The 26,348-nt window shown below is 69.9% G+C and carries 26 protein-coding genes and 1 pseudogene; 12 read left to right on the top strand and 15 right to left on the bottom strand.

The genetic code is table 11. The annotated features are described in order from the left end of the window. The first annotated feature begins 440 nt into the window (after positions 1–440). The 3 genes from ACZ7MY_RS12330 to ACZ7MY_RS12320 all read left to right on the top strand — a co-directional run bounded on the left by ACZ7MY_RS12330 (position 441) and on the right by ACZ7MY_RS12320 (position 2,595). Positions 441–1,199 (top strand): SDR family NAD(P)-dependent oxidoreductase, encoded by a 759-nt coding sequence (locus tag ACZ7MY_RS12330; RefSeq protein WP_499601311.1) that lies wholly within the window; start codon positions 441–443, stop codon positions 1,197–1,199. Positions 1,200–1,693: 494 nt separating this feature from the next. Then, positions 1,694–1,936, top strand: coding sequence for a hypothetical protein (locus ACZ7MY_RS12325; protein ID WP_499601310.1), 243 nt, complete (start codon positions 1,694–1,696; stop codon positions 1,934–1,936). Positions 1,937–2,019: 83 nt separating this feature from the next. Further along, the gene (locus ACZ7MY_RS12320; RefSeq protein WP_499601309.1) at positions 2,020–2,595 is read left to right on the top strand and encodes a TetR/AcrR family transcriptional regulator; all 576 of its coding nucleotides are present in this window, start codon (positions 2,020–2,022) and stop codon (positions 2,593–2,595) included. Positions 2,596–2,798: 203 nt separating this feature from the next. On the opposite strand, the gene ACZ7MY_RS12315 is transcribed toward ACZ7MY_RS12320, so the two are convergent. After that, positions 2,799–3,623: an SDR family NAD(P)-dependent oxidoreductase gene (locus tag ACZ7MY_RS12315; protein WP_499601308.1), complete on the bottom strand. Its 825-nt coding sequence runs from the start codon at positions 3,621–3,623 to the stop codon at positions 2,799–2,801. 308 nt (positions 3,624–3,931) lie between these two features. Between ACZ7MY_RS12315 and ACZ7MY_RS12310 the strand changes: the two genes are divergently transcribed. Together ACZ7MY_RS12310 and ACZ7MY_RS12305 are read left to right on the top strand one after the other, a co-directional pair. Then, complete coding sequence (locus ACZ7MY_RS12310; RefSeq protein ID WP_499601307.1) at positions 3,932–5,377, top strand: aldehyde dehydrogenase family protein; 1,446 nt, start codon at positions 3,932–3,934, stop codon at positions 5,375–5,377. Positions 5,378–5,492: 115 nt separating this feature from the next. Beyond that, positions 5,493–6,935, top strand: coding sequence for an MFS transporter (locus ACZ7MY_RS12305; RefSeq protein ID WP_499601306.1), 1,443 nt, complete (start codon positions 5,493–5,495; stop codon positions 6,933–6,935). A 68-nt stretch (positions 6,936–7,003) separates the two neighbouring features. Here ACZ7MY_RS12305 and ACZ7MY_RS12300 read toward each other — a convergent pair. Then, positions 7,004–7,232 (bottom strand): annotated as a pseudogene (locus ACZ7MY_RS12300) (transposase); the annotation flags it as partial. Between the two features lie 617 nt (positions 7,233–7,849). Between ACZ7MY_RS12300 and ACZ7MY_RS12295 the strand changes: the two are divergent. Next, complete coding sequence (locus ACZ7MY_RS12295) at positions 7,850–8,344, top strand: hypothetical protein (RefSeq protein ID WP_499601305.1); 495 nt, start codon at positions 7,850–7,852, stop codon at positions 8,342–8,344. A gap of 801 nt (positions 8,345–9,145) precedes the next feature. Here ACZ7MY_RS12295 and ACZ7MY_RS12290 read toward each other — a convergent pair. The 3 genes from ACZ7MY_RS12290 to ACZ7MY_RS12280 all read right to left on the bottom strand — a co-directional run bounded on the left by ACZ7MY_RS12290 (position 9,146) and on the right by ACZ7MY_RS12280 (position 10,296). After that, positions 9,146–9,472: a hypothetical protein gene (locus ACZ7MY_RS12290; RefSeq protein ID WP_499601304.1), complete on the bottom strand. Its 327-nt coding sequence runs from the start codon at positions 9,470–9,472 to the stop codon at positions 9,146–9,148. A gap of 102 nt (positions 9,473–9,574) precedes the next feature. Then, on the bottom strand, positions 9,575–9,751 hold the full coding sequence (locus tag ACZ7MY_RS12285; protein ID WP_499601303.1) for a hypothetical protein: 177 nt from the start codon (positions 9,749–9,751) through the stop codon (positions 9,575–9,577). 80 nt (positions 9,752–9,831) lie between these two features. Further along, entirely contained in the window at positions 9,832–10,296 is a 465-nt protein-coding gene (locus ACZ7MY_RS12280) for an SRPBCC family protein (protein WP_499601302.1), read from the bottom strand. A 46-nt stretch (positions 10,297–10,342) separates the two neighbouring features. On the opposite strand from ACZ7MY_RS12280, the gene ACZ7MY_RS12275 reads away from it, so the two are divergent. Next, complete coding sequence (locus ACZ7MY_RS12275) at positions 10,343–10,951, top strand: TetR/AcrR family transcriptional regulator (protein WP_499601301.1); 609 nt, start codon at positions 10,343–10,345, stop codon at positions 10,949–10,951. Positions 10,952–11,145: 194 nt separating this feature from the next. Here ACZ7MY_RS12275 and ACZ7MY_RS12270 read toward each other — a convergent pair whose 3' ends face one another. Next, positions 11,146–11,682, bottom strand: coding sequence for a TetR/AcrR family transcriptional regulator (locus ACZ7MY_RS12270; protein ID WP_499601300.1), 537 nt, complete (start codon positions 11,680–11,682; stop codon positions 11,146–11,148). Between the two features lie 75 nt (positions 11,683–11,757). On the opposite strand from ACZ7MY_RS12270, the gene ACZ7MY_RS12265 reads away from it, so the two are divergent. Continuing rightward, on the top strand, positions 11,758–12,807 hold the full coding sequence (locus ACZ7MY_RS12265) for an aldo/keto reductase (RefSeq protein WP_499601298.1): 1,050 nt from the start codon (positions 11,758–11,760) through the stop codon (positions 12,805–12,807). A gap of 41 nt (positions 12,808–12,848) precedes the next feature. Here ACZ7MY_RS12265 and ACZ7MY_RS12260 read toward each other — a convergent pair whose 3' ends face one another. The 5 genes from ACZ7MY_RS12260 to ACZ7MY_RS12240 form a co-directional block, all read right to left on the bottom strand. Then, the gene (locus ACZ7MY_RS12260) at positions 12,849–13,049 is read right to left on the bottom strand and encodes a dehydrogenase (RefSeq protein WP_499601297.1); all 201 of its coding nucleotides are present in this window, start codon (positions 13,047–13,049) and stop codon (positions 12,849–12,851) included. Between the two features lie 492 nt (positions 13,050–13,541). Beyond that, the gene (locus ACZ7MY_RS12255) at positions 13,542–15,212 is read right to left on the bottom strand and encodes a hypothetical protein (protein ID WP_499601296.1); all 1,671 of its coding nucleotides are present in this window, start codon (positions 15,210–15,212) and stop codon (positions 13,542–13,544) included. A 290-nt stretch (positions 15,213–15,502) separates the two neighbouring features. Further along, positions 15,503–15,937 (bottom strand): Rrf2 family transcriptional regulator, encoded by a 435-nt coding sequence (locus ACZ7MY_RS12250; protein ID WP_499601295.1) that lies wholly within the window; start codon positions 15,935–15,937, stop codon positions 15,503–15,505. Between the two features lie 192 nt (positions 15,938–16,129). Next, complete coding sequence (locus tag ACZ7MY_RS12245) at positions 16,130–17,416, bottom strand: tetratricopeptide repeat protein (RefSeq protein WP_499601293.1); 1,287 nt, start codon at positions 17,414–17,416, stop codon at positions 16,130–16,132. Positions 17,417–17,635: 219 nt separating this feature from the next. Next, on the bottom strand, positions 17,636–18,016 hold the full coding sequence (locus tag ACZ7MY_RS12240) for an HIT family protein (protein WP_499601292.1): 381 nt from the start codon (positions 18,014–18,016) through the stop codon (positions 17,636–17,638). Positions 18,017–18,447: 431 nt separating this feature from the next. Here ACZ7MY_RS12240 and ACZ7MY_RS12235 point away from each other — a divergent pair, with 431 nt between their 5' ends. Beyond that, complete coding sequence (locus tag ACZ7MY_RS12235) at positions 18,448–20,337, top strand: ABC transporter ATP-binding protein (protein WP_499601291.1); 1,890 nt, start codon at positions 18,448–18,450, stop codon at positions 20,335–20,337. Between the two features lie 67 nt (positions 20,338–20,404). On the opposite strand, the gene ACZ7MY_RS12230 is transcribed toward ACZ7MY_RS12235, so the two are convergent. The 3 genes from ACZ7MY_RS12230 to ACZ7MY_RS12220 form a co-directional block, all read right to left on the bottom strand. Further along, the gene (locus ACZ7MY_RS12230) at positions 20,405–20,860 is read right to left on the bottom strand and encodes an NUDIX domain-containing protein (protein WP_499601290.1); all 456 of its coding nucleotides are present in this window, start codon (positions 20,858–20,860) and stop codon (positions 20,405–20,407) included. A gap of 315 nt (positions 20,861–21,175) precedes the next feature. Continuing rightward, a complete protein-coding gene (locus tag ACZ7MY_RS12225) occupies positions 21,176–21,703 on the bottom strand; it encodes a carbonic anhydrase (protein WP_499601289.1) in 528 nt (175 codons plus the stop codon). Positions 21,704–21,816: 113 nt separating this feature from the next. Next, positions 21,817–23,274 (bottom strand): glycoside hydrolase family 47 protein, encoded by a 1,458-nt coding sequence (locus ACZ7MY_RS12220; RefSeq protein WP_499601288.1) that lies wholly within the window; start codon positions 23,272–23,274, stop codon positions 21,817–21,819. 105 nt (positions 23,275–23,379) lie between these two features. Between ACZ7MY_RS12220 and ACZ7MY_RS12215 the strand changes: the two genes are divergently transcribed. Continuing rightward, a complete protein-coding gene (locus ACZ7MY_RS12215) occupies positions 23,380–23,721 on the top strand; it encodes an ArsR/SmtB family transcription factor (RefSeq protein ID WP_499601287.1) in 342 nt (113 codons plus the stop codon). A 3-nt stretch (positions 23,722–23,724) separates the two neighbouring features. Then, positions 23,725–24,231, top strand: coding sequence for an SRPBCC family protein (locus ACZ7MY_RS12210; protein ID WP_499601286.1), 507 nt, complete (start codon positions 23,725–23,727; stop codon positions 24,229–24,231). Positions 24,232–24,286: 55 nt separating this feature from the next. Here ACZ7MY_RS12210 and ACZ7MY_RS12205 read toward each other — a convergent pair whose 3' ends face one another. After that, positions 24,287–25,372, bottom strand: a complete 1,086-nt coding sequence (locus tag ACZ7MY_RS12205) for a hypothetical protein (RefSeq protein WP_499601285.1) — start codon at positions 25,370–25,372, stop codon at positions 24,287–24,289. A gap of 205 nt (positions 25,373–25,577) precedes the next feature. On the opposite strand from ACZ7MY_RS12205, the gene ACZ7MY_RS12200 reads away from it, so the two are divergent. Continuing rightward, a complete protein-coding gene (locus ACZ7MY_RS12200; protein ID WP_499601284.1) occupies positions 25,578–26,327 on the top strand; it encodes a hypothetical protein in 750 nt (249 codons plus the stop codon). Positions 26,328–26,348: the final 21 nt, after the last annotated feature.

Raw genomic sequence — 26,348 nt, 5'->3', positions numbered from 1 at the left:
CCGCTGGAACAAGGCCCACAACTCATCCGGTACCAGCCGCTCAACGATCCCCACGCCCGCAGACTACCGAACCAGCCAATTGAGATGACTTCTTAGGGTGCGCAGGGACGGCCGGACTGCGCGCAGGTCCGGCGGCCCCTTATCGCGTCCGACGCGAGTTCGGCTTGATCGGCGCGGCTCAGCTCGCCTCGGGGGGTGGTGATGTGATGCTACGTCAGTGAATGCGGCAGCAGTTGATGGCGCGGTCCACGGGCGGCTCGAGAGGCTGTGCCGGGAAGGGCACCGGACGGGAGTCGCTGCGGATGACCACCCGATGCGCTCAGGTCACCGCGACGCATGGGAGAGGTGTTCACCGTGCGGCCGTCGCCCGTCCTGCCGTCGGCCCTGAACATCCCGGCGCTGCAATTCCTGCGGCCGCGACTACCAGGAGGAACCGGGCCATGACTGGAGCGAACGCGAGGGTGGCGTTGGTGACGGGCGCCAGCAGCGGGATCGGAGCGGCCACCGCGCGCCTCCTGGCCGCACGCGGGATGCGCGTCGTGGTCGACTACCTCCACAGCGCCGAGGGTGCCGAGGAGGTCGTCACGGACATCGCGGCCGCGGGCGGCCAGGCCATGACCGTGCAGGCCGACGTGCGCGAGGAAGCGGCCGTCGCGGGTTTGATGGAGCAGGTGCATGCGACATGGGGCGGCGTCGACGTGCTGGTGCACAACGCGCTCATCCCTTATACGGTCACGTCGTTCCAGAACATGACGTGGGAGGAACTGGGCGGCAAGATCGGCGCCGAGATGCGCGCCGCGTTCACCGTCACGAAGGCCGTCCTGCCGGCGATGACCGAGCAGGGGTGGGGACGCATCGTCTACCTCGGCACCGGCCTCAGCCGCCGGCCCAGGGAGGGCATGATCGCACTCGGCACAGCCAAGGCCGCGCTGGAACAGTTCGCCCGCTACCTCGCCCAGGAACTGGGACCCCAGGGGGTGACCGTCAACGTCGTCGCACCCGGCCCCGTGGAGGACACCCGTATCTCCGCGGACGTCCTGGACGACGAGCTCAAGCAGCGGCAGGTGGCAGCCACCCCCCTCGGCCGGCTCGCACGGCCCGCGGACGTCGCCCAGGCTGTCGCCTTCTACACCTCCGAGGACAACGCCTTCATGACCGGCACCACCGCTGTGGTCAACGGCGGACTGGACATGCACTGACACGCCGCCCCGCCTCATACCCGGGACCCGGGCACCGGTCCCGCACAGCCACGCACAGCCACGCACACCAAGCCCGGGCACCGAGCCCGCGGCCCTCACAACACCGTGTACACCGGCCGCCTGCGTCGCCGACCGTCGGGTAGGTCGGGCAGGCCCCGGGGCGGAGCCGGTGGCGCCGTGACCGGGTGTCGCCCGAGGAGTGAGGGCGTCGATGTCACTGAGGGACGAGCTCGTACGGCCCCTCGAGCGGCCCGCCGGGAAGTGGGCCGAACTCCTGCGTCCGCAGGAGATCGTGCAGGCTACGGGACCGGGTTGCCCACGGACCATCAGTGGCTCATGGAGACCTACAGTCCGGGCGAGATCTCCGACTACCTCCTGATCATGCCGCCGGTCCGTGCCGCCGAGATCGGAAGGGGCCCCGGGGTCTGTCCGGGTCAGGCCTACCAGGAAGAAGGCGTGGAGGGCATCCACCCGGAGTACCTGGTCACGGCGGCTTGCTCTCGTGGGGTGGCACCCCCGACGGCGACGGCGCGTTCCGGACCACCGCCGGCGAGCCGGACGGCTGGTCCGTCGTCATCTGCCGCAGACACCACGGCCCCGATGAAGCGGCGTGGACCCGCTACGACTGCGGCATCGTGGAGTTCCTGGTGCGTACGTTCCAGGAGCGGCTGCAGCGCAACCCCTTCAGCGGGACCGACCTGTGGCGCAACGAGTCCGCGCGCTTCGTCAGGCACTGAGCCACAGGCGTGCGGGGGCCGGCGACCAGCGGGGCAGGGATGCGTTCGATGTAAAGATCTGGTTCGTTCGGTACCCTCGCGGCATGCCCAAAGACTCCAGCGCGACCAAGGCACGCATTCTCGAGGCTGCCTACCGCGAGTTCGCCGCTTACGGCTTGGCCGGCTCCCGTATCGACCGGATCGCCGAGAATGCCAAGGCGAACAAGCGCGCCATCTATGAATACTTCGGCAAGAAGGAAGAACTGTTCGACCTTGTGGTCGCCGAGCGCCTGGGGTTCGCCGTCGAGAGGGTGCAAGCATCCTTCGAGGACCTCCCACAGGTGGCCGGTGCCGTCTTCGACTACTACGCCGCCGAACCCGACCGCGTGCGCCTGACCCTGTGGCGTCAGCTGGAACGGCCCGCCCCCACCCAGCCGGAGCTCGACTACTACCAGCAGCGCCTCGGCATGCTCGCTGCCGCCCAGCCAGGCCAGTCGCTCGCCCCCGCCGATCTCTACGCGATCAACTGGGCCATCCAGCACGTCCAGGCGCTCACTCCGCTGGGCCTTCAGGTCGCCGAGGGCGGCGCACCATGGACGGCTGAGCGATGGCAGCAACTGAGGGACGCGGTGGTCACCGCTGTCAGCCGCATCGTCCAGGACGAGACCTCGCGGCCCTGACGGCGCGTCACGTCGCAGGTGCTCCGGTTCGACCGGCCTCAGCCCCGTCCGCCCGCACTCTCTGCCGAGCGCCGCTGCCCCAGAGGCATCTGCGGCGCGCCGGCGCCTTGTTGAAGTGCCGGATCGCGTCGAGCGGCGCGAGGACGCCCCGCTCGACGCGGCCGCCGACGCCCTCAGGGCCGTCGAACCTCGGGGCCCGGCACTCAGCCCCTTGAGCCCTGGGCACGCACGGCGAGGTGATCCCACTTCTCCCATTCGGCGAGACGCTGGGAGTATGCGGCCTTCGCCAACGTCAGCGGCCCGTCCCCGAGGAAGAGGCGCAGCGGCGGTTCGACGCTGTCCACCAGTTCGAGAATGGCCGGTGCGGTGGCTGCCGGGTCACCTGGTGGGACGGAGGCGCCGAGGGCTGCCCGTTCTTCGGTCAGAGCCTGGTACGCCTCGGAGGGATGTGCTTGGACGGAGGAGGAGCGGCCCCAGTCCGTCGCGTAGAACCCCGGTTCGACCATGCTGACTTTGATGCCGAACCCGGCCACCTCCTTGGCGAGTCCTTCGCTGAAGCCCTCCACGGCGAACTTCGTGGCGTTGTAGAGCGCGAAGAGGGGCCACGCCACGATCCCGCCGACGCTGGAGACATTGATGATGTGGCCCGTCCTCGCGGCTCGCAGGTGCGGGAGCGCGGCCTGGGTGACCCAGAGCGTGCCGAGGACGTTGGTGTCCAGTTGCCGGCGGGCTTGCTCCTCGCCGATGTCCTCGACGGCGCCGAACAACCCGTAGCCGGCGTTGTTGACCACGACGTCGAGCCTCCCGAAGTGGCTGTGCGCGCGGTCGACGGCCTCGACCGCGGCCGAGCGGTCGGTGACGTCGAGCGACAACGGGAGGAGCCGGTCTCCGGCCTTCTCGCGCAGGACCTCCAGTGACCGCGTGTCTCGCGCTGTCGCCGCCACGAGGTCGCCGCGACTCAAGGCGGCTTCGGCCCAGATACGGCCGAACCCCCGGGAGACACCGGTGATGAACCACACCTTCGTCATGACGTGCTGTCCTCTTCCGTCGGTCACTGCAGCTCCGGTCGCGCATTGCGGTCCGGGCTGGTGAGCAAGGCTGTATTGCGGTGCTGTGGGGCGCCGCCGATCGCGCGGGGCCCACCGGGAAACGGGGCGAGCGCCGGTGCAGGCGCTCCCCCCATCAGTGGTCCCGCCTCCGACGACCGAGCGGCTCCGCAACCGTACCGAACGAACTAGTTCTGGACAATCAGCTTCGCGATACATAGGCTCCGAACTAGTTCGTTCGGTACAAGGTCATCGCCGAGAGAGGCGCGACCGCGCAAGGAGTGACGCTCATGTCCACATTCACCCCGGCCACACCCCTGACGGCCACGATCGCGGGCCAGGCCCATCCCACCCGGGCCGGCATACCCGTGATCAATCCGGCCACCGGCGAGGTCTTCGCCACCGCCCCGGACGCCACGGCGGAGGACGTCGACACCGCGGTGAAGGCCGCCTACGACGCGTTCGCCGCCTGGCGGTCGGACCCGGCCGCGCGTCGGGCCGCCCTGCACGCCGCCGCTGACGCCGTGGGGGCGGCGCAGGACGAGATCGCCGCGATCCTGACCGCCGAGCAGGGCAAGCCGCTGGCCGAGTCGGCTCGCGAGGTCGCCACGGCCGCCGCCTACTTCCGCTACTACGCGGACATGGAACTCCAGCGCCAGGTGCTCCGTGACGACAAGGAGGCCCTGGTGCACATCGTGCGCCGCCCGCTCGGGCCGTCCGCGATCATCACCCCGTGGAACTTCCCGCTGATCATCGGGGCCGGGAAGATCGCTCCGGCGCTCTCCGCCGGAAACACGGTGGTGCTGAAGCCCTCCCCGTACACACCCCTGTCCTCGCTGAAGGTCGGAGAGGTACTGCGCGGTGTACTGCCGCCCGGGGTGTTCAACGTGATCAGCGGCGGCAACGAGGCCGGCGCCGCCCTGACCGAGCACCCGCTCATCCGCAAGATCAGCTTCACCGGGTCCACCGCCACCGGCAAGATCATCTCGCGCGTCGCCGCTGACGATCTCAAGCGCACCACGCTGGAGCTCGGCGGCAACGACGCGGCGATCATCCTGGACGACGCCGATCCGGCCACCGTCGCCGCGGGCCTCTTCCCGCGCGCCTTCCACAACACCGGGCAGGTGTGCGTGGCTCCCAAGCGCATCTACGTCCCCGAACAGCTGCGCGGCGCGGTCGTCGAGGCATTCGCGGAGCTGGCCCGCACGGCCAAGGTCGGCGACGGTACGGACCCCACGACACAGTACGGTCCGCTCCAGAACCGGCCCCAGCGCGACCGTATCGCCGAGTTGGTCGGCGACGCCGTGCGCCAGGGGGCGACCATCGCAGCCGGCGGCGGCCCGATGGAGGGGAACGGCTACTTCTGGCAGCCCACGATCCTGACCGACGTCAGCGACGGCGTCCGGATCGTCGACGAAGAGCAGTTCGGGCCCGCGCTGCCGATCATCGGCTACCGCGACGTGGAGGACGCGCTCACCCGGGCCAACGCCACCCACTTCGGGCTGGGCGGTTCGGTCTGGGGCAGCGACCCCGAGCGGGCCGCCGCCGTGGCCGAGCGCGTGGAGGCCGGCATGACGTGGGTGAACACCCACACCGCCGTGGCCTTCGACCAGCCGTTCGCCGGCATCAAGTGGAGCGGCGTCGGCGTGGAGAACGGCCACTGGGCGCTGGAGGGCTTCACCGAACTGCAGGTCATCCACCAGGCGGTCTCCTCCGAATCGGCGGGTCACCGCTGAGCGCAGGCCACCGCCCGACAGCGGCACACACGCAAGACGGTGCCGCGCGCGTCCAAAGACGACGCGCGGCACCGTCTTGCGTCATCCCCTACCGATTCGAAGGACGAGCCACACCATGAGAAGCCTCCAGCGCACACCCGGCACCCGCATCCGCGGCACAGGCACGACGGGCACCGCTCCCTCCGCAGGGCTGGTGACGGCTGCCCTGGCCTTCGCGGGACTGATCACATCGATGGCCCAGACCGCCGTGGTCCCCCTCATCCCACAGCTGCCGCACCTGCTGGACGCCTCCCCTTCCGGCGTGGCCTGGGCGGTGACCGCCGCCCTGCTGACCGGAGCGGTCGCGAACCCGATCATCGGGCGCCTCGGCGACATGTTCGGCAAGCGGCGCGTCCTGCTGTGGACGCTGATGGCCCTGTTCACCGGTTCCCTGCTCTGCGCGCTCGGCGACTCGCTGCCCGTCGTGATCGCCGGTCGTGCGATCCAAGGGTGCTCGCTGGCCGTGATCCCCCTGGGCATCAGCATCCTGAGAGAGGTACTGCCCGCCGCCCGGGTCGGCACGGCCATCGCGCTGATGAGTTCCATGGTCGGCGTCGGCAGCTCACTGGCCCTCCCGGGAGCGGCTCTGCTCATCCGTGGCGTCACCTGGCACCTGCTCTTCTGGGTCTTCTCGGCCCTGTCCCTGGTGGCGCTCGTGGGAGTGCGGGCCGTCGTGCCCCCGTCGTCCCGCCCGGCGTCGGCCGCCAAGATGGACACCAGCGGAGCCGTCGGACTCGCCGTGGGCCTGGTCGCCTTGCTGCTCGCGGTGTCCGAGGGCGGGGCCTGGGGCTGGACGAGCCCTCCCGTCTACGGCCTGTTGCTGGCCGCCGCAGTGGTACTCGCCTGGTGGGGCCGGTGGGAGTGGCGGCAGCCGCATCCGCTGGTGGACCTGCGGGTGTCCTCTCGCCGGCAGGTGCTCGTCACCAACGTGACCGCGGTGCTGGTGGGTTACGCGACCTACGCCCTTGCGTACTCGATGAGTCAGCTGCTGCAACTGCCCAAGGGCACCCACTACGGACTGGGCCTGTCGACGCTCGCCAGCGGCCTGTACCTGGCGCCCCCCGGGATCGTCATGCTGCTGTCCTCACAGCCGTCGGCGCGGCTGTCCGCCAGGTTCGGCGCCCGCACGACCCTGGCAACGGGCTGTGCGGTGGTCACGCTCGGCTGGCTGCTCAGCCTGCAGCTCACCCACACCGTCTGGGGACTGGTGGCCACCGCCTGCATCATCGGCGCCGGCGTCGGGCTGGCCTACTCGACGATGCCGCTGCTGGTCATGACCGCCGTACCGGCTACCCAAACGGCGTCCGCCAACGGCCTCAACACCCTGATGCGGTCGCTGGGAACCTCGTCGTCCGGGGCGGTACTCGGGATGATCCTGACGACGGACGTGACCGCCTTCCACGGGGCCCTCGTCCCCACCGAAAGCGCCTTTCACACGGTGTTCCTCAGCGCCTCCGGCGCCTCTCTGCTCGCCACCATGACGGCGCTGCTCCTGCCCCGACGGGGCCGAACACAGTGAGCCTTTTCCATCTTGATCGGCTGGCGAATTCAAGAGTGGCGACAGCTCGGACGATGCTGGTGCGGTTGGCCACCTGGTCGGAGCGTTCCGTCTGCCACGGCCTATAGCGCTCCGGCAGATCCCCCAGGGAGCCCGGGTCCGCAAGCGCCACAGCACCCCGTCGATCACCTGCCGGTGATCCCGCCAGGGCCGCCCCCGACCATCCAGTGTCGGCAAGAGCGGCGCTATCCGCTCCCACGCCGTATCCGTCAACTCGCCACGACCAACCGCAAGATCAAGTATGAGACTCAGCGGCATTGGCGCGGTCCACGACTTCGGCGAAGTGGGGCCAGCCTTCTACTGCGAGGTTCCGCACCGATGGCTGGATGTCCAGAGCAGGCGCCGCAACCTCAAGCAGACCTCTGACCGTTCCCGGCTCGTAGAGGTTGAGCCAGGTGCGGTCGGGGAGGCGCACGACCGTGCCCGCCTCGAAGTACGAGTTCGAAACGATTCTGTCCGGGCCCGGGGCAAAGACCAAGGTCAATCGGCGTTGAGCGCCCTGTGCTGACACCTGTGGGAAGAGGGAAAGCGTCAGTCGGCAGTCAGCGTAGTCCGGTCTCACCCGCTGCCGGACAGTCCAACACCAGACGGCCTCGTTGACCACGAGGCGGCGGACACGCCCATCGTTCCCCATCGAGCCAGCGTAGATCGTTGGCCTGGACGAGCGGCATCTATTCTTTCGTCGGACGCGGTCACCCCCGTCGTGATCACTTGTCAGACACAACCTAGGTGTCGCCGCAGCGCAGGTGGGCCAGGACCAGCAGGGCCTGTCGGCCGGGTCGGGTCTGCTGGCCGCCCATTGGATCACGGAACGCCTGGCTCACTGAGCGCCCTTGAGAGGGAACCGGTCGCCCCACGACGATGTCCGGTAAGGCGTGAAAGCCATTCTCTTCTTGATCCTGGCGTTCTCGCCCCTCGTGTGTCCGTGGGTGGTCGTGGGCACGGCCGTTCAGCTTGTGTGGCGCGCACGTCACGGTCAGCCACCAAATGGGTGGACGTCACCGGACGCCATGTCGTGTGCGCTGGTCGTGCAACTGGCCGGCACAGCGGCTGTGGGCGCGTACGCCTGGGGCGTGATGTCGGGGTTCTACATCCTGGACCCGGACCAGATGTGTGCGGCTTCCGGCGCCGACGGCGACCACGTGGTGACGCGTATGACGCTGCCGGTGAGCGTGCAGTGCGTCACCGACCAGGGTGTGGGGACCGAGTTGGTGCCGGTCTGGGTGAACCCGGTTGTCTTCGCCGGCCTGGCGGTCTGCGTGCTCGCCGTCTGGGCGGGAGTCTCCGCCGCGATACGCCTACGCGCCGACCGGGCGCGCGGTGAGGTTGAGGTGGAAGGCGGCGAACTCCGTAGCGGCGGGGTCGGCTGACCGCTCCGACACCCCTTGCCCGAGCCGTGGCCCGGGGAGCGTGGCCGATCGGGTGCAAAGAACGCGCCATGAGGCGCGAGGGGGGCGTGCCGGGGAGTCCGGTCGGCGTGGCAGGAGCCTGTGTGCTCGTACGTTGATGCCGTGGAGGTGTCCGGATGCGTGCCGGCCGTCGCGAGCGCTCCGTCTCTCCGGTGCGCTCCAGTACCACCCCAGGGGCCACAGCCAGCCCACGGATTACCTCGGCAGCAACACAGCCAGGGGATTGTCTCGATCCCAATCGGAGGCAGCGACCCTTTCCAACTTGAAGCGCTCGCCTGGCAGTTGGGCTGACAATGTGGCGAATCTCCTGGTACGTGGGTTTTCGACCAAGAGAACCGTCTACGCCAGAAGCTTCACGTGCTTGATTACCCGTCGGGCGTCGGTGTGTCCAGCTCTGCCCTCCGCTTCCTCACGCAGCAGTTGCGGCGGCACCGCCGCCCAAGCCGTCCTCACGCTGCACCTGACCGGCTCAAACTGATGTTGGAAACAGCTCAGTGACTGATCCTTTCAAAACGACTTGATCTACAGTCTTGCACTCAACGATCTTGGTCGGCAGGGTGTCCGGAGTGCGTGCTCAAGCGGCTCCGCATCCGCTACGAACGACGCGCCGATCTACACCAAGGCCCGCTTGAACTGTTCAGCAGACTCATATGCCTTCGCCGCCTCCGACGGTCATTCTGAAAGATCAGTATGAGGCGACAGCCGCAGTCGGTCGCAGGGCAGCGAAGTCGGGTTCCTGCCCTTGGGGGCTGATCTCAGGTCTCAGGTGAGATCGAAGGTGACGCTCATGGAACCGTGCCAATCCGGTGCCTCCATGAGCGTGAGGGCTCCATTCTCTGCCTCGACAACTCGCACCGTGATCCCGCCGCGATCCTCACCGGGAAGCGCAACGGAGAAGTGGGGATCCATCTCCATGAGAAAGTCCCAGCCCTCGCGCTGGGTCGTATCGAGTGCACTGGCATGCCGACCGGTTGCCTGCCACTTGCCGGCCGCGTCGACAGTGACGGTGACGTCGATGTCGTACATCTCAAGGCACGTCGAGTGATTGGCCCACCATTCGAGGCGGGCCTGACCCACGAATCGATCCATGCGGACACTATGCACGGAGCATAGGCCAGACGGGCCAGTCTGTGCGGCTGCCGGTTGTCATGGGTCACGCCGCGAGACAGAGTTCGTCAGTAAGCCCGTACCCTACGGTGCACCGACAGTGACGCGTGCAGCGGCCAGGTCGACGACACGGTCGAGACCCAACAAGCGGCAGCTGACGAAGTTCGTCCACGCGGGCGGGGTGCGGATCGGCAGCGACGCCACCGACCCGCTGTGGGACACGGCCTTCGTCAACAGCGACAGGCGGTGGGTGCCGGCCACCCACAACTCCCCCTCGCACACACCGCAGGTGACGGCCCTTTCGAAGCAGCGGCAGGGTCAGTCGACTGAGCAGGGCGCCGTCAGGATCTGGCAGTTGACGTGTGGTGAACCAATGCGCCGGTCAGGCGTTGCATCACCGTGCGGTTGGCGCGTCGGATGGCGGCCCGGACCACAGGGGCCAGCAGGCGGTCGGCGAGCGGGGTGCGGGTCCAGGCGTAGGTGAACTCCACGTGGCTCCCACCGGTTCGCGCCGGTTCGATGGTGTAGGTGCCGTGTGCCAGGCGCCGGCCGGCCGCGCTGACGTTCCGTTCGACGATGCGCCGCGGCGGATCCGCAGCGACCACCTCGATGGTGACGTCCGTCTTCGTGCCGCCGAGTGCGGCGGTGACCGTGGCACAGGATCCGATGCCGCGGCCGGGGCCGCTGTAGCGCCAGTCGGTCAGGTAGTGGTCGGTGAATCGCTCGTGATTGGCGATGGCATCGAGGAAGTCGTAGACCTGCTCGGGCGTCTGCGGCACGTCGATCGACACGGTGACAGGCTTCATGTACCGAACGGTACACAAGGAGTGTACCGATTGGTACACTCCTGAGGTGGTGAATTCGGCCGACGCGCATCCCGACGGTGAGGCAGCCCCCGGCAGGGGCGAGGACCGGCGTACCCAGCTGGTGAACGCGGCCGTCGACCATGTCGCGGCGCACGGCATCGCGGACTTGAGCCTGCGCGGCCTGGGCGCCGCGATCGGCGTCAGTCACCGCATGCTGATCCACTACTTCGGCTCCAAGGAACACCTCCTCGTCGAGATCGTCCGCGCCTCGGAGCAGCGACAACGTGATCTGCTGTCCCGGCTGCACCTGCAGCCCGGCCTCCCGCCCATCGACGCAGCGCGTCTGCTCTGGAAGCAGCTGACAGACCCCCGGCTCGCCCATCAGGAGCGGCTCTTCTTCGAGATCTACGTGCAGGCACTGCGGGGCCGGCCCGAAGCCGTTCCCGCCCTCGAAGGGCTCGTCAGCGACTGGCTGGAGCCCCTGGCGGCCGCCGAGATCGCCACAGGCACCGACCCCGACCTGGCCCGCAGCCGCGCCAGACTGGGACTCGCCACCGTCCGCGGCCTGCTCCTCGACCTGCTCGCCACCGGTGACCACGACGGCGTCGACGCGGCGATGGAGGCCTTCCTCCAGCTGCACTACGGCCCGAAGTGACCAGGCGCGTGGGCATCTTCCCCGGCCCGGACGTCGGCAAGCGTACGCACCACGACCACGGGCTGACCTCGGCCGGCAAGTCCTCACACGGCTGCTGATCCGCCGGCACGGTGCCCGCGCGAGCGTCGTCGACCGGTTGAAGGACACCACACTCCGGGGTGCCGACTGCCTGCGGGGCGTCGCGTGCGGGTCGTCTACCGGCGTGTGCGGAGTCCGTCGAGGATGAGCGCGAGCATGTGGGGTGCCCGGTCCTCGGGGCTGGACGCGGCACGCCACAACGCGCCGGTGAGTTGGAGGAAATCGGCCGGGTCGGCGTCCTGGCGGATGCTCTCGTCCTTCTTGCCGGCGTCGAGGAGTGCGGTGATCGCGGCGATGACCGGACCGTAGCTCTGCTCGCTGATCGTCTGGTGGGCGCCCGGGCTCAGGGCGTCACCGAGACCGTGCTTCTTGCGCATGGCCTCGACGAGGTCGGTCGTCCAGTGGCGGAGCGCTTCCAGCGGCGGCATCGCGGCGAGCAGGCCGGGGACGGTGTCGACGATGCGTGCCACCTCGTCCTGGTAGACGGCCAGGACGAGCGACTCGCGTGTGGGGAAGTTGCGGTACAGGGTGCCCGCGCCGACCCCTGCGCTCCGGCCGATCTGGTTCATGGACGTGCTGCCGTCCGCCGCGAGCGCATCGCGTGCGGCGGCCAGGATGCGCGCCCTGTTCTCGCGGGCGTCCGAACGGGCCATGGGACCTCACATTGCTAAGTGGAGAGTTCTCCACTACGTTAAATGGAGAGTTCTCCACATACTCTAAGGAGCGTCATGCGGTACATCAAGCTCGGCACCACGGGTCTCGACGTGTCTCCCATCGCGATCGGTGCGATGAGCTACGGCGAGCCCGACCGCGGGCACCCCGTCTGGTCGAAGGGCGAGCAGGACGCGCGCCCGCTCATCAGGCACGCGCTCGAGGTGGGGATCAACTTCTTCGACACCGCGAACATGTACTCCAACGGTTCCAGTGAGGAGATCCTCGGCCGAGCGCTCAAGGACTTCGCCGACCGTGATGCCGTGGTGATCGCCACTAAGCTGCGCCATCCGATGCGGCTGGGGCCGAACGGGCGGGGGCTGTCGCGCAAGGCGATCATGACCGAGGTCGACCATTCGCTGCGCCGCCTGGGAACCGACTACATCGACCTGTACCAGGTGCACCGCAACGACCACGCGACGCCGCTCGAGGAGACCCTCGAAGCCCTCAGCGACCTCGTCAAGGCGGGCAAGGTGCGCTACCTCGGCGCCTCGTCCATGCACGCCTGGGAGTTCGCGAAGGCGCTGAGCCTGCAGAAGCAGCACGGCTGGGCGCGGTTCGTCTCGATGCAGAACCACTACAACCTCCTCGCCCGCGAGGAGGAGCGGGAGATGATCCCGTTGTGCCTGGACGAGGGCGTCGGCACGATCATCTGGTCGCCTCTGGCCCGCGGCCGCCTCACCCGCGCGTGGGACGACGCCCGCTCGACGGCGCGCTCCGAGACGGACGGCGCATACGCGGATCTGCTCTACTCGCCGGAGCAGGAGGCATCCAACCGCGCGATCATCGACGCGGTCGGACGGGTCGCGGACGCCCACGGCGTCAGCCGCGCCCAGATCGCGCTGGCCTGGCTGCGACGCCGGCCGGTCGTCACCGCGCCACTGGTCGGCGCTGGTTCGACCGGACAGATCGACCAGGCCGTGGCCTCCCTCGACATCGAACTCACCGACACCGAGGTACGCGCCCTGGAGGCCCCTTACACGCCCCGGTACGACTGGCAGGGCGTGTCCGACGAGGCCGAGATGGAGGCCATCCGCCGGCGCGTTCCCGGAATGGCTCTCGCGTGAACTCCGTCGCCCGCTCCGGCGGTTGATGTCGTCGTTGGATGTCAGCGGAACAACTGCGGCACCGGGCAGATCTCCAACGGCTCGTCCGTCCGGTCAGCCCATCCCCACCAGACGTACCATTCGGGGCACTTCCACAGTGACCGGCAGACCCGCCGGCCATCGTCCTCCCGGTGGGAGAGCACCAGGCCGCCGAACTTCATGAGCTGCCCGCAGTCGGGGCAGGCGGGAAGATCGCCGGTCATGTCGAGCACCCTAACGGAGGGGTCTATTCATCCCGAAGCATCGGTCGCCGCCGTCCCTGGGCGTCCGCATGGGTGCAGGGTCGTCATAGCGCAGTCGGACACTCAGTCGACGAGCCGCGCTGCTCCTCACGTTGGCCTTCGTACGACTCGGTGGGCTTGCCCCCGCCACCGCGCGACATCCCGCGGTAGATCGTCCAGACGCTGACCAGGACGAGCGATGCGCCGAGGAGCAGCCATCCCATGGATCCGCCGTCACGGTAGTCCCGTATGCCGACGAAAAGCAGGAGCCCTGCCGGGATCAACCCTGCCCAGTCGATGACTCTGCCCAGTTTGCGGAGCATTGCGTGTTGCATCACTACCCGATCCTATGGCGGGGACGTGCCGCCCATGGATGAGAGGAAGGCACTGTGAGCACATCGGCGGGGAACGGCTGCGGTCGTTCCCCGCGCGATCCTCACCGGCGTCAGAACGTGGACGCGACAGGCGCCCTGACTACGGGTGGACGTCGACGAAGTCCGCGGCGGTGTTGCTGAGGAGGTAGCCCGTCCCGGTCGCGTCGTCGAAGGTCACCGCCCAGGTGCCGTCCTGGGTCGCCCGTTCCAGGTTGAAGAAGCGGCCCTTTCCGTCGACGCCCAGGGCGTGCACGTACCGGTAGCTCTTCGCGCCGCGGGGCTTGAAGTACAGGGACACCCGGAGGTCGCGAAGCGCCTTCCACGTGGTGCCGCTCCGGTACTGGACGGTGCCTCCCACCTTGATGTGGTCGCCCTTGCGCACAGGTTCCGGCGAGGCGTTGAACCCGGTGATCCGGGTGGCGCGCCGGGAGAGGTGGACGCCCTTGGTGACCGCGGCCGCCAGATCGGGGCTGCCCTGGAATCGGGTGCGCCAGTAGCCGTCGGCGGGGGCCGTGCGGGTGTGGGTGAAGGTCTCGGCGACGCCGGGCTTGTTGTGGCGGATCGGCACCGGGAGGGTGGCGACGGCCTTCCAGCCGGTCTTCCCGTCCTTGGAGTACTCGAGCGTGACGGCCGGCTTGGCGGGCCAGTGGCCACGGCTGTCCTGGAACGTCACCGAGCCGTCCACGTGGAGCCGGGACCGGTTGTCCAGGCCGGCTTTGACGTTGAGGACGGTCGCGAAAGCCACGTGGACGGTCAGGGGCTGCGTCGACTTCGCCGCGAACGGGTCGTCAGCGCCGCCGAGGACGACCTCGCCGGCGGGGGCGGGGGTGTTCGAGGGCACCTTCACGGTGTAGCGGCCCTGGCTGTCGGTGAAGGCGCCGCCGATCTCCGTCCCGCCGCCCTGGGCGCTCGTGCCCGAGATCCACGCACCGGGCAGCGGCCGCCAGCCGAGGGGCGTCTGGATCTCCGCGAGACCGGTGACGGTGCCGGTGGCGCCCTGGGCGAGGTTCAGCGTATGGGTGTTCACCGACACCCTGGTGTTGGACTGCGCGGTGGTGACGTCCGTCAACGGCGTCGCCGCGTTGATCGTGTAGGGGTCGGCGGCCGAGGAGCGGTGCCGGGCGAACACCGCGCTGACGTGGGCGACGGGGACGTAGTCGGCGGAGAACCGTCCGTCCGCGCCCGTGGTCGCGGTGATCACTCCGTGGCCGGTGTCGATGTCGACCGCCTCGCCACCGGCGGGGACGGACACGTCCGGCTCGCCCGGCGGTTCGGCGTAGAGCGTGCCCGAGACCGTGACCTGCTGGTGGGAGTAGTCCGGGGCAGCCGGCGCGACGGTGAGATCGGGGATCCTCATCATCGTCCGGTAGTGCATCACCCCCTGGGGGCTGGCGACGAGGCCGGTGGCCTTGGCGCCGGAGGCGTCCTCGAGGTCGACGGTCATCCGGTACATGCCGTGTTCCGGCAGGTGCACCGGGGTCTCCCAGTCGGCGGTCTTCTCGGCCGGCTCCCCGACCGGGCTGAAGAGGTCGACGGAACCGGCCTCCGGCGTCCCCTCGGGACTGCCCACGAGGAAGAAGTGGGTGGTGACTTTGGTGATCGGGCTGTCCGAGTAGGTGCGGACATGCAGGACGCCCGGGTGCCGGGAGTCGCCGTAGGCGCGGAGTACGCGAAGTTCGGGGGTGGCACCGTGAGCGGGCCCGGTCGCCCCGAGGAACGAGGCACCGAGCACCGTCGAGATCGCGGCGGACAGGATGAGGCTTCGTCGCACGGTGGCTTTCCCCCTGGGATGGCGTACGGGTGAGGTCGGTCCGGCCGTGTCGCCCGCACGGCTCACCGGATACGGCCCCCTACGAACCTTGTCCGAGCCCTCGCGGCACCATAGCGCACACCTTCGCGCGGCCACGCGGGTGGCCACCGTCAGCGTCTCCGCCACCGCCCCGGGGTCGGGGCCGGGGGGGCCGGGGCCGGGGCCGGGGCCGGGGCCGGGGCCGGGGCCGGGCATCAACGACTCGCGGCCCCTGAGCCTGTGCCGGTGCGGGCTGTGAGGTCGCGCCGCCGCTAGCGGGGCGCGGCAAGGACGTCCCGCAGCACGTCCTCGAGTGAGACGCGGGAGAGCTCCCGTCGCACGGTCTCCTCGATCCCGTCGTAGACGCTTCGCATCGCCGGCTGGATGCCGTTGCCGACGACGCACTCGTGGTCCGGGGTGGCTCGGTGCAGCGCGAAAAGTGGCCCGGGCTCCACCGCCTCGTACACATCGAGCAGGTTGATCGACCCCAGATCACGTGCGAGCGCCCAGCCCGCACCCACTCCCCGCCTGGACTCCACGAGACCGGCTCGGCGCAGCTCGCCCAGCAGGCGCCTGATCACCACGGGGTTGGTGTTGGCGCTGGTCGCGATCTGCTCGGAGGTGGCGACGTCGTTGCCCTGGCGTTGGTAGAGGCCGATCCAGGCCAGCGCGTGGGCCGCGATCGTCAACCTGCTGTTGGCGCTCATGGGCCCCTCCTCTCGACGGGGACACCCTACGTTCGACGACGCAATCGTAACCAGTACAGTTACGACGACTGTCGTAACAATCTGTTACGACAACCTGGAATCGATCATGAGGTAGGAACGGTGCCGGACGCCCACGGCGACCACGACGCGTGAGCTCTGTCACCCATCGACCTGCGGCCGCGCACCGCGGCCTCAGAACGGGGGGTCGTCGTACCAGGGGCCGCCCGTCGGTTGCGGCAGCGGGGGGTCGCGCCGTTGGAGGACGGCCAAGGCGTCCTCGATGCGGCCGAGGTCGATGAGGTACCCGGCCAGGTCATGGCGGTTCGTGGAGGCGTGCGGTTCAAGGACGGCGACGGCCTCCTCGGTGCGGCCGGCCCCGGCGAGCAGCTCGGCGATGTGCGGCGCCGCGTACGAGGTGGCGCCCTCGGGGTGGGAGCCGGCCTGTGCGACCGCTTCGTCGACGCCGTCGCGGGCGGCGACCAGCGGCAGCCGCATCCAGTACAGGTCCCACTCCTCCTCGCCCCCGCGGGCGGCGGCGAGCGCGTCGAGGTGCGCCAAGCCGTCCTCTGGGCTCCCATGGTCGAGATACAGGCCGGCCAGGGCGTGGAGGATCCAGTCGTCCCCGCTGTGAGCGTCGGCCTGGACGCGCATCACGTCGATCGCTTCACTGCCCCGGCCGTGCCGTGCCAGAAGCCGCGCGAGGTCGAAAGCGCGGTTCGCACCACCGGCCACGGGCTCGTCAGCGTTGCGGTACGCCGCGATCGCCCCCTCCACGTCGCCGCGGTCCTCCAGGAACCCCGCGAGCTGCCGTACGGCGTACCCCGAGTCATCGGCCCGGGCTGCCGCACGCAGCTCGTCGAGCCGGCCCCGCCGCGCCAGCAACGCGGCCAGTTGCTCGCGGTTGTTGAGGCGCGTGGTGCTGCCGGTGCGCAGCAGGACGACCGCCTCGTCGATGCGGCCCTGGCGCTCGCGGATCGTGGCGATCAGCCCGTTCACCGTGTCACGGTCGAAACCCCGGCAACACCACGGGAAGTCCGAGCACTCGTGCCGGGTGAAGGCGGCGAGCAGCGCGGCGGCTTCCTCGTCGCGGCCGGCAGAGCCGGCGACGTCGACCATCGCCACGGCAAGGGACGGCTCGCCGAGGTAGGGACGCAGCAGAGTGAACGCTTCCTCGGCGCGGCCGTTCCGGGCAAGCATGCGCGCGTAGAACTCCAGCGCCATCGGGTGCCCGGCCGCCATGCGGACCCGCGTGATCTCCATCGCCTCCGCGCCCCGGCCCCAGCCCTCCAGCAACTCGGCCGCGGCCACGACGGCCGTCCACCAGCCGGTGGCCAGATACGGGGCGAGCACCTCCAGCGCCTCGCCCTGCCGCCCCTGCTCCCCCAGCGACCGCGCCCACGCCAGCGCGCAGAACCACTCCCCACGCCCCGCCTGCTGCTCCACCACATCGACACGGCCGCGCTCGCACAACCGCGACACGAGCTCCGGCGGGATACAACCCGACCGCGTCCGGGCCCGGTGATCAAGATCAGAAGCGTCCACGGCCACGCACCCTAACGCCCGCCGCTGACACCCCTCGTGGACGCCCAGCCTCAGGCCGTCCGGAGGCCGACGTGCGTGGACCCCGCGCCGCACCCAGGCTCAACTCATCGCGCCCGCCCGTACCCGAGCGCTCCTTTCGCGCCGTCGGGCAAGGATTCAGCCGTCGTGGTGTCCGTAGGTGGCGAGCACCTGTTCGTCGGTCTCGCCGCGGAAGGTCACGTGCCAGTGCAGGTGCTTGGACTCCTGGTACAGCCCCACGTTCGTGGTCACCGAGCACGATCCATGCTCTTGTTCGACCCGGGCGGCCACCGTGCGCACCAGGTGGACGACCTCGGTCAGCAGGTCCTCGCCGGAGTTGCCCAGATCGGTCAGCGACGGCACGTGCTCCTTCGGGGTCACCACGATGTGCACCGGACAGGACGGGTTGGTGTGGTGGAAGGCAAGAGCGCGATCCGTCTCCGCGACCTTCTCCACCTGCACCTTCCCGGACAGCGCCTGGTTGCAGTAGAAGTCGGAGACACCAGTACCACTCTTCACAGTCAGCCACTCTCCGTGGTTCGCCAGGGGCGGGCACCGGCGTTCGAGGCCTTGACCGGAGCCGCCCGGCCACCGGCTCAGACCCGGGCAACGTGAGGAACTCATCCCGGACACCACACTTTGCCGCCGGCCGGCTTGCCGCATCGGCACGGATCGCGACCTTCACCTGATCGAGTGGTCGGGTCGGTGGCGGCCACCGGCAACCGCAACGTTCCCCGTACCCGCGGCCCCGACCGCCCGGGCACCGTCGGCGATTCGGCCAATCCTGGTTCCGCGTACTCCTGTTGCAGGAGACGGGTCAGTGCATCCGCCACGCTCCGACACGCGCCCTGTCCCGCGGTTCCGGAGGCGACCGAAATACACCAGTTCGATATCCGGGCGGGCTCGTTGAGCCTCACGACCACGCCGGACGACCCTTGGGGGGAACCACGTTGACCTCGGCCGCCGCGAACGAGCAGCAGCACAACCCGCCGTCTCCACCACCTCCCGCACAGATCACCTACAGCGGGCAGTACTCCGTCAATCCGCTCGCCGAGGTCTCCTTCCGGCGGATGTGCGCACAGATCCCGGCCGTCCTCACCCGGATCGCCCGGTTGTCGTGGCGGACCGACCGGCGGGCCGTGCAACTCCTTGTCGGCTGCCAGGCGGTCACCGGCGTCGCGGCCGCCGTACTGCTGGCCGCCACCGCCCGCGCCATGGAACCCGTCCTCGGGGACGGCACCGCCGCCGAACGGCTGCACGGGGCCCTTCCGGCGCTGCTGGTGGTGGCGCTCGCCGCCGCGCTCGGCCGCGCGGCGGGGGCGGTGGCGACGTACGCCGAACGGCGGATCACTCCGCGGCTGACCACCGAGACGGACTCCGCGCTGGTCGAGGCGGTGTGCCGGGTGGAGGCGGCGGCGTACGCGGAGGACGGGTTCTCGGACCGGCACGAGGCAGCCGAGATGGGCGTGATCCGCACGCACGTCATGGTCACCGACGCCCAGCGGTTCCTGTCGGCGTTGATCCGCATGGTCACCTCGGGCGGCGTGCTGTCGGTGCTGAACCCGCTGATGCTGCCCCCGCTCCTGCTGGCCGTACTGCCGGCCGGTGTCGGCGCGGTGCTCACCGCCCGGGTCGACTACGAGATCCACTACGCCAACATCGCCGACCGCAACGTGCGCGGCATGATGCGCTGGTGGGCGACCGAGTCGAAGTACGGCGACGAGGTCCGCGCCAACTCGATGACCGGCTACCTCATCCACTGGTACCGGGCCCTGTCCGACCGGTGTGACCGGCGTTCCCTGGCCGCCGCACCACGTACCCTGCGGATCGCCCTGCTCGCCGCGCTGGCCGGCGGCGTCTTCCTCGTCGCGACCTGGGGCGCGCTGGCGTGGCTGGCCGTGTCCGGCCGCATCGAACTCGCGGTCGCGGCAACCGCTGTCATCGCCGTGCAGACCACGCTCGCCGCGCTCTCCCAGGTGGTCGTCAACGGCGCCGCGGTCTTCCACACCAGCTTGTACCTGGGCGACCTGCAGGCCTTCCTCGACGACGCCGCCGCCCGCGCCCCGAGGCGCGGCCCGCGCGCACACGCCGCGCCGACCGAGGAGATCCGGCTCGAGGAGGTCGCCTACCAGTACCCGGGCAAGGACAAGCCCGCCGTGGACGGTGTCTCCCTCTCCCTGCGGCGCGGCCAGATCCTCGCGATCGTCGGCGCGAACGGCTCGGGGAAGTCCACGCTCACCCGGCTGCTCACCGGGATCTACCTGCCGGACAAGGGCAAGGTCACGTGGAACGGCGCCGACCTGGCCGACGTGGACCCCGCCACGGTGTGGGCGAACACCGGCCTGGTGCCGCAGATCTTCGCCCAGTGGCCGCTGCGGGTCCGCGAGAACGTCACCCTGGGCCAGCCCCGCACCCACGACGACACCCCCGTGTGGGAGGCCATCGACGCGGTCGGTCTGCGCGAGGCCGTCGAGGACCTCCCCGCCGGCCTGGACACCCTCCTGGCCCGCGACGTCTTCGGCGGCACGGAGCTCTCCGGCGGGCAGTGGCAGCGCATCGCCTGCTCAAGGGCCCTGTACCGGCGTCCGGGCTTGCTGATCCTGGACGAGCCGACCTCCCAGATGGACCCGCGCGGCGAGCACCAGGTCTTTGAGCAGATCAAGGCCATCGCCGCCGACCGCATCACGATCGTCGTCACGCACCGCCTGGAGAACACCAGGATCGCCGACCACATCGTCGTGATGGAGCACGGCCGCATCACCGAACAGGGACGGTACGACGAACTCCTCCACGCCGGCGGAACCTTCGCCGAACTCCTGGAACTCTCCCAGGACCGCTGACGACCGGGTGCGGGAGCCGGACGCTGCGACCGGAGCCCGCCGACACGTGGTGGACCGGCGCGGCGGGTCAGGCGCCGGGCCCGCCCTGGATCAGGATTCGGTGCGACTCCTGCAACCCCGCCGGCAGGTCGTTCGGCGTCGCCCACCTGGCCTCGAGGACCTCGAACGAGTCGATCGCCAAGGTGCCGCCGACGAGCCTCGCGGCATACGCCACTTCCACCCGCAGCTTGAATCCGCTCTTGAGGTGGACCAACTCGCCGGCCTCGACTTCGAGGCCGGTCTCCTCACGGACCTCGCGGGCGACCGTGTCGCGGAAGTCCTCACCTGCCTTGGCGTAGCCGGTGGGCAGGCCCCACTGGCGGTCTTCGGGCCACAGCCGGTGGCGCAGCAGCAGCACGCGGCCCTCGGCGTCGCGGACGACGCCGGTGACGCCGACCATGTACGTGCTGTTCGTCAACCACATGATCCGCCACTGCAGGGACCCCCGAATCATCCGCCACAATCCAGCGATGATGCGCTTCATGCCGTGCCTCTCGGAAAATGGGTCGCCGCAACGTCCCGCGGAAGAGACACGATCGCGCATCGACGGGCGGCGTTCCAAACACGCCGAGTGGACAGGCGTAAGGCCCGTCGTACGGTTGATGATCCGGGCAGGCTCATCCGGGCCCGCATGTGCGTGGGGCGCGTGGCAGGGTGGTCCGCTCAGTCCACCTCGTGTCACCCGCGGGACGTCGTCATCGCTCAGAACCCGCCCGGCACGACAAGGAGGATTCCGGCGCACGCCGCACGACCACGCCGGACGCGCCGGACCCGCCGGCCGCGGTCGCCGCGTGGTGGGTCACTCCACTTGCGCGATCGGGACGACGACGTCGATGAGCCCGGTGGCCACGTCGTACACGAGCCCAGAGACGAAGGCTCCGGCCTGGATCCGCTGCTTGAGGAGTTGCACGTCGACCCGGACCGCGGCGACCGGGTCGGTGACCGCCTTGGCGTCCAGCTCAGCGGCCGGCACTTCGAAGTAGTCGGCCAGCAGCTCGGGGAAGGGGACCAGGTCCGTGATCCCGCAGTCGGTGTGGTGCATGACCGCATAGTGGATGACCCGCCGGCCGGTGGCGCCGGTCCGGGCCTGCACGACCTTCGACAGCATCCCCAGCGTCCGGAGCGTCGCCGGCGTGACCCGCCCTGCGACGTTGCGGATCACCGCCGCCTCACCGAGCTCGAGCCCGAGCACCTCGGACGGGTCCACACGAGGGTCGACGCATCCGATGACCTGCAGACTGCCGCTGGGTGAGAGCTTGAGACCGGCGAATGCCCCGGTATCGGTGAACCCGGCGTTCCGCCTGGCCAGCTCATCCGTGTCGATCACAGTGACGGCAACCCCTTCTCGCTCTCAGCCCGGCCCCCGGGTGACGCCGACGGCCTGCTCACGTGCCGCCCACCTTGCCCTGCCGCTGCCTCCCCTGCCACGCGACGGCAAGGTCACTTCCCGACGGCGCCCTCGTTGCCCGGCGCGGGAGCGGGGTCCAGCAGCCCGCGCAGCACATTGCCCTCCGTCGTCAGATAGGCGGAGCCGTAGTCGAAGCGCCGCGCCTCAGCGAACAGCAGGTAGTAGTACTTGGCGTTCTCGCTGAACCAGTACGCCGGAGTGAGGTCCCCCAGCTTCACCGGGTTCGCCGTCACCTCGCGGACGACCGTGTAGCCGTTGGCGACCTTGCAGTAGCGCTCCTGACGGCGGAACATCTCGCGGGCGCGTGCGCGGTACAGCTCCTTCCCGGTGATCAGCCACAACGACAGACAGGAGTCGGCGTACTCGGGGCGCAGCGGATAGGACGGGTCGGTCGCACGGAGGTTCCGGTAGTCGACGAGGTCCGGCGGCAGGCGGTATGTGTCGAGCACGGCCGTCCAGCTGTCGTGGTAGCTCTCGCCGTCGGCGACACGGCCGCTGCGGGCCAGCAGTCCGGCGTAGAAGGCGGTCAGCTCGGACTCGAGCCTGCCGGTGGCGCGCCCCGTGCTCATCTCCGCCTGCCGGAACCACAGCCGCCCTGTCCCCCGGTCGGCGAGGTACCTGAAGACCGCGGCGGTGAGCGTGGTGTACCAGTGGTGCAGTTCCTGGTCGCCGTACAGCTTCCAGCCGTGCCACAGGTACTCGAAGAAGGAGTCGACCGGCGGATTGAGGGTGGCGGTGGTCCCGGTCCACTCGCCGGTCTCGACGTCGAGGGCGGTGCCCACCAGGTCCCGCCGTGAGCGGCGTTCGCAGACGGCCCGTAGCGCCTCCTTGGCCGCCTCGTAGTAGGAGCGGTCGCCGGTGAGCCGGGACAGCTCGCCGAACTCGGTGACGCAGCTGCCGATCTCGGCGACGTAGTTCACCCGGCCGCTCACCGCACCCGTGGCGAGGTTGACGTACCGGTAGGGCGCGCCCGTCGGCGATCGGGAGAAGGCCGGCATCAGCCGGTCCGCGAGGTCACGGGCGCGGTCGAGCAGTACGGGGTCCCCGGTCGCGAGGTGCCCCGACAGCAGCCCTCCGACCATCCGGATGACCGTCTCGAAGACCTGGACGGAGACGTCCTGGTCGAGCGTGAGCTCGTCCTTCACCCACCGCACAGCCGTGGCCAGCTCTTCGTCGAGTTCCATCAGGTACAGCGTGTCGAGGGCCTCCACGATCGTCAGGCCGAAGGTGTGGCCCGGGGCGAAGAAGTCCGCGCCACGGCCACTGAGCGGCCGCAGCTCGTCCCGGCCCCAGGCCAGCCGCCGGTACGCGTCCCAGGCACTGCGGAACGCGGCCACCGCCTCCTCCCCCAGACCCGCGTACGGCTCCGCTGCCGCGGCGGCCGTGCCGGGCAGCGACACGACCGGGGCGGCAGCGACGGGGGCGAGGGCCGCGAGGGCACCGAGCAGCCCGCGCCGTGAGATTCCGCCGCGACCCGAGCATTTCCTCATGTCCTGAGGCATCCCCCGAAAGCGCCGTTCGATCTTCGGGCAGCACGGAACATCACCCGTACTCCCGGCCTTGACGCATGCCGATATGGGCATACGATGGCGGTCATGGCACGAGCTGCGACGACGTCGGACGCGTTCAACGCGATCGCCGAGCCGCAGCGCCGGGACATCCTGGCGCTGCTGCGGACGGGTGAGCGGCCGGTGACCGAGCTGGCCCGGGAACTGGGCATGAGCCAGCCGCAGGCGTCCAAGCACCTGCGGGTGCTCCGGGAGGTGGGGCTGGTGCGGGTCCGCGAGGCGGGCAAGCAGCGCCTGTACGGCCTGGACGCGGACGGGCTGCGCCCGGTCCGTGAGTGGGTCGGCGGATTCGAGCGTTTCTGGAACGAGAGTTTCGACCGGCTGGACACCTACGTGCAGGACCTCAAGCAGACACAGCAGGAGGAATGACCGATGGCAGCGTCAGGGCAGGAAACGCCGGCGGAGCAGGAGACGGCCGACCGGGAGATCGTCATCTCGCGGGTCATCGACGCCCCGCGGGAGCTGGTGTTCGAGGCGTTCACCGACGTCCGGCACCTGTCTCGGTGGTGGGGTCCGGAAGGGTTCTCCACCACCACGCGGTCCTTCGAGTTCCGTGAGGGCGGGGAGTGGAACTTCACCCTGCACGGGCCGGACGGGACCGACTACCCCGAGTGGATCCGCTGGCAGCGGATCACCCCGCCCGAGCGGATCGCGCTGCTGCACGGTGAGTACCGCGACGACCCGAACGCCTTCGAGTCGTTCCTGACCTTCGCACCGGACGGCGCGGCAACCCGGATCGTGATGCGCACGGTGTTCCCCACCAGGGAACTGCGCGACGAGGCGGTCGAGAAGTACCACGCGATCGAGGGCGGTCGACAGACCCTGGGCAACCTGGCGGCCTACGTCACCGGCCTCGCACCGAAGGAGTCCCAGGGCTGATCGCCGGGAAGGTGTTCTTCAGCGCAGCGACGACCTCTTCGGTCTCGCCGGGCGATCAGGCCGTCTCGGTGTACCGCTCCCCCGCATACGCCCGCAGCACGGGTACGACCGCCTCCGCGCCACCCGGCAGGCGGTCGATCCGGTCCAGGACGTAGGCCCGGTGACCGTCGATCAAGTGCTCGGGGTGAGCGGAGGCATGCGCGCCCGGCAGCACCCACACCGTCAGCGCGGGGTGGGAGTCGGCACCGTACGGCCGCCGGCCGACCGTGACGGTGGCTATCTGGGTCCACCGGAAGAACCGCTCCTCGCCTGCCACTTCGCGCATTCCGATGCCGGTGGCACCTATCCGCAGCTCCATCGGCTTGCGCCAGCGGACGTACGCGAAGCGCACCTGGATCCAGCAGACGAGCGTGCCGAGCATCGACACCGTGAGGGGGATCCCGATTCCCGAGTCGCCGTCGATCCGGTCGTGGTTGAGGATCACGTACAGGTAGACCGACACGAACAGCGCGCTGAACGCCAGCGCCCACACCGTACGGACACGCGTCCGCCGGCCGTCGCCCAGGTCGGCCGTGAACCTCCGCTCCCCGCCGGGGACGCTCAGTTCGGGTCCGGAGACGGTCACCGGGATCGGCGGTCGTACCGCGCGCGGTGCCGTCTCGAAGCGGTCGCCGGCGTGTTCGGCGAGGGCAGCGGTGAGCTGCCCGACATGCTGGTCCAGGTCCGCGCAGTTCACCAGGGTGTAGCGGTTCCAGGCGTCCAGGCTCCGGTCCTGTACGCGCGGCAGCGTGACCCCCGGCACCGTCCACAGCAGCAGGCGCGGCGGTGGCGGCGTGGTGTCGCTGTCGGCCGCCTTCTCGTGCCACAGGGAGACCGCGTGGATCTGCTCCCAGGACAGCGTGGCGTCGTGCAACGTGAGCCCGTGGGCGTCGATGCGCAGCCGGAACGGCCGCCGCACCCGGCGCAGTTGCATCCACCCGTACCCCGTGACCGGCACGGACAGGACTCCCAGGAGCGCCTGACCGGGGTCGGCGCTGCGGGAGGCGAACAGCCACACGAGCGCGCCCGTCGCCAGGGCGATGCCCCAGCCGACCCACAGCCTCCCGCGTCTTCTCAGCGTCCGTTCGACCGTGAATTCCACTGCTCCCCGCCCCCCTTGTCGTTCCCCAGCGGCACCATGATGCGTCCCTGCTGACCGGCACTCCCGCCCTCGGCGACAGGTGGTTGCCCTTCTGTGACGGCCACGGGACATCGGCTCCGACCGGCCTTCCCCGCGTCCCCGTCCGTTCACGGCTGTGTCGCCCCACGGTCCGTCGGTGCGGCGCGGCGGATGAGAACCTGGTCCGGTGCTGATAGAAGGATTCGAGAAGGCCCCCGTCGTCGCCGGGGAGGAACTGCTGGCGCTGCCCGGTTTCTGGGCGGCCTACCTCCTGTGGCTGAGCCAGACCGAGGACTACGACCCGGCCCTGTCGTACTTCGACGTCGACGGGGCCGATGCCGACGCGGCCTACGACGCCCTGAACGACGAGGATCGCTGGCCCGTCTTCCGGATCCCCTTTACCGGCGGCCACACGGCGACGGTCCTCGGCGTCAACATCCCCGACGACCCGGGAACGGAGTACTTCATCACGCATCCCGCATGGGGACGGCACGGCCACTTGGCCTCCGTAGGCGGCCACCACGCCGGCCCGGGGCTCTCCTGGCGGGAACTCCACCACATCGCCCGCACGCCCGATCACGACGCCCCCGGGATCCACGACGAGCACGTCCGCCTGCTCCTCCTGCTGCCCGCGCTCGGCGACCAGGACACACCCGAGGACGCCGCGGACCACGTCGACAAGGCGCTGAATCACGTGGGCATCATTCCGAGCCGGGGCCTCGCCGAATCCCTCCTCACCGACCACCCCTTGTGGGAGCCGGTCGAGTGGACGCCGCTCGCCCCGTCCCCGCTCTCGGGCAGCCAGGAGCCCTTCCGGGGAATCCTGCAGTGCGACGAGCCCATGAGCCCGCGGTGCGGCGTCCGCATCGCCCAGGGCATCACCCGGGAGCAGAGCGACCGGCTGGCCCGCGCACTGGGCACCTGGCCCGCGACGTAGGTCGGTCCACGGCGCGCCGCG

It is taken from the genome of Streptomyces sp. NPDC111520 (assembly GCF_055635295.1).
This window is presented reverse-complemented; position numbering and strand designations above follow the sequence as displayed.

Coding starts and splice junctions, on each gene's coding strand:
- ACZ7MY_RS12330 (WP_499601311.1), top strand. CDS start 441: ATGACTGGAGCGAACGCGAGGGTGGCGTTGGTGACGGGCGCCAGCAGC.
- ACZ7MY_RS12320 (WP_499601309.1), top strand. CDS start 2,020: ATGCCCAAAGACTCCAGCGCGACCAAGGCACGCATTCTCGAGGCTGCC.
- ACZ7MY_RS12315 (WP_499601308.1), bottom strand. CDS start 3,623: ATGACGAAGGTGTGGTTCATCACCGGTGTCTCCCGGGGGTTCGGCCGT.
- ACZ7MY_RS12310 (WP_499601307.1), top strand. CDS start 3,932: ATGTCCACATTCACCCCGGCCACACCCCTGACGGCCACGATCGCGGGC.
- ACZ7MY_RS12305 (WP_499601306.1), top strand. CDS start 5,493: ATGAGAAGCCTCCAGCGCACACCCGGCACCCGCATCCGCGGCACAGGC.
- ACZ7MY_RS12290 (WP_499601304.1), bottom strand. CDS start 9,472: ATGGATCGATTCGTGGGTCAGGCCCGCCTCGAATGGTGGGCCAATCAC.
- ACZ7MY_RS12280 (WP_499601302.1), bottom strand. CDS start 10,296: ATGAAGCCTGTCACCGTGTCGATCGACGTGCCGCAGACGCCCGAGCAG.
- ACZ7MY_RS12270 (WP_499601300.1), bottom strand. CDS start 11,682: ATGGCCCGTTCGGACGCCCGCGAGAACAGGGCGCGCATCCTGGCCGCC.
- ACZ7MY_RS12265 (WP_499601298.1), top strand. CDS start 11,758: ATGCGGTACATCAAGCTCGGCACCACGGGTCTCGACGTGTCTCCCATC.
- ACZ7MY_RS12260 (WP_499601297.1), bottom strand. CDS start 13,049: ATGACCGGCGATCTTCCCGCCTGCCCCGACTGCGGGCAGCTCATGAAG.
- ACZ7MY_RS12250 (WP_499601295.1), bottom strand. CDS start 15,937: ATGAGCGCCAACAGCAGGTTGACGATCGCGGCCCACGCGCTGGCCTGG.
- ACZ7MY_RS12230 (WP_499601290.1), bottom strand. CDS start 20,860: ATGAAGCGCATCATCGCTGGATTGTGGCGGATGATTCGGGGGTCCCTG.
- ACZ7MY_RS12220 (WP_499601288.1), bottom strand. CDS start 23,274: ATGAGGAAATGCTCGGGTCGCGGCGGAATCTCACGGCGCGGGCTGCTC.
- ACZ7MY_RS12215 (WP_499601287.1), top strand. CDS start 23,380: ATGGCACGAGCTGCGACGACGTCGGACGCGTTCAACGCGATCGCCGAG.
- ACZ7MY_RS12210 (WP_499601286.1), top strand. CDS start 23,725: ATGGCAGCGTCAGGGCAGGAAACGCCGGCGGAGCAGGAGACGGCCGAC.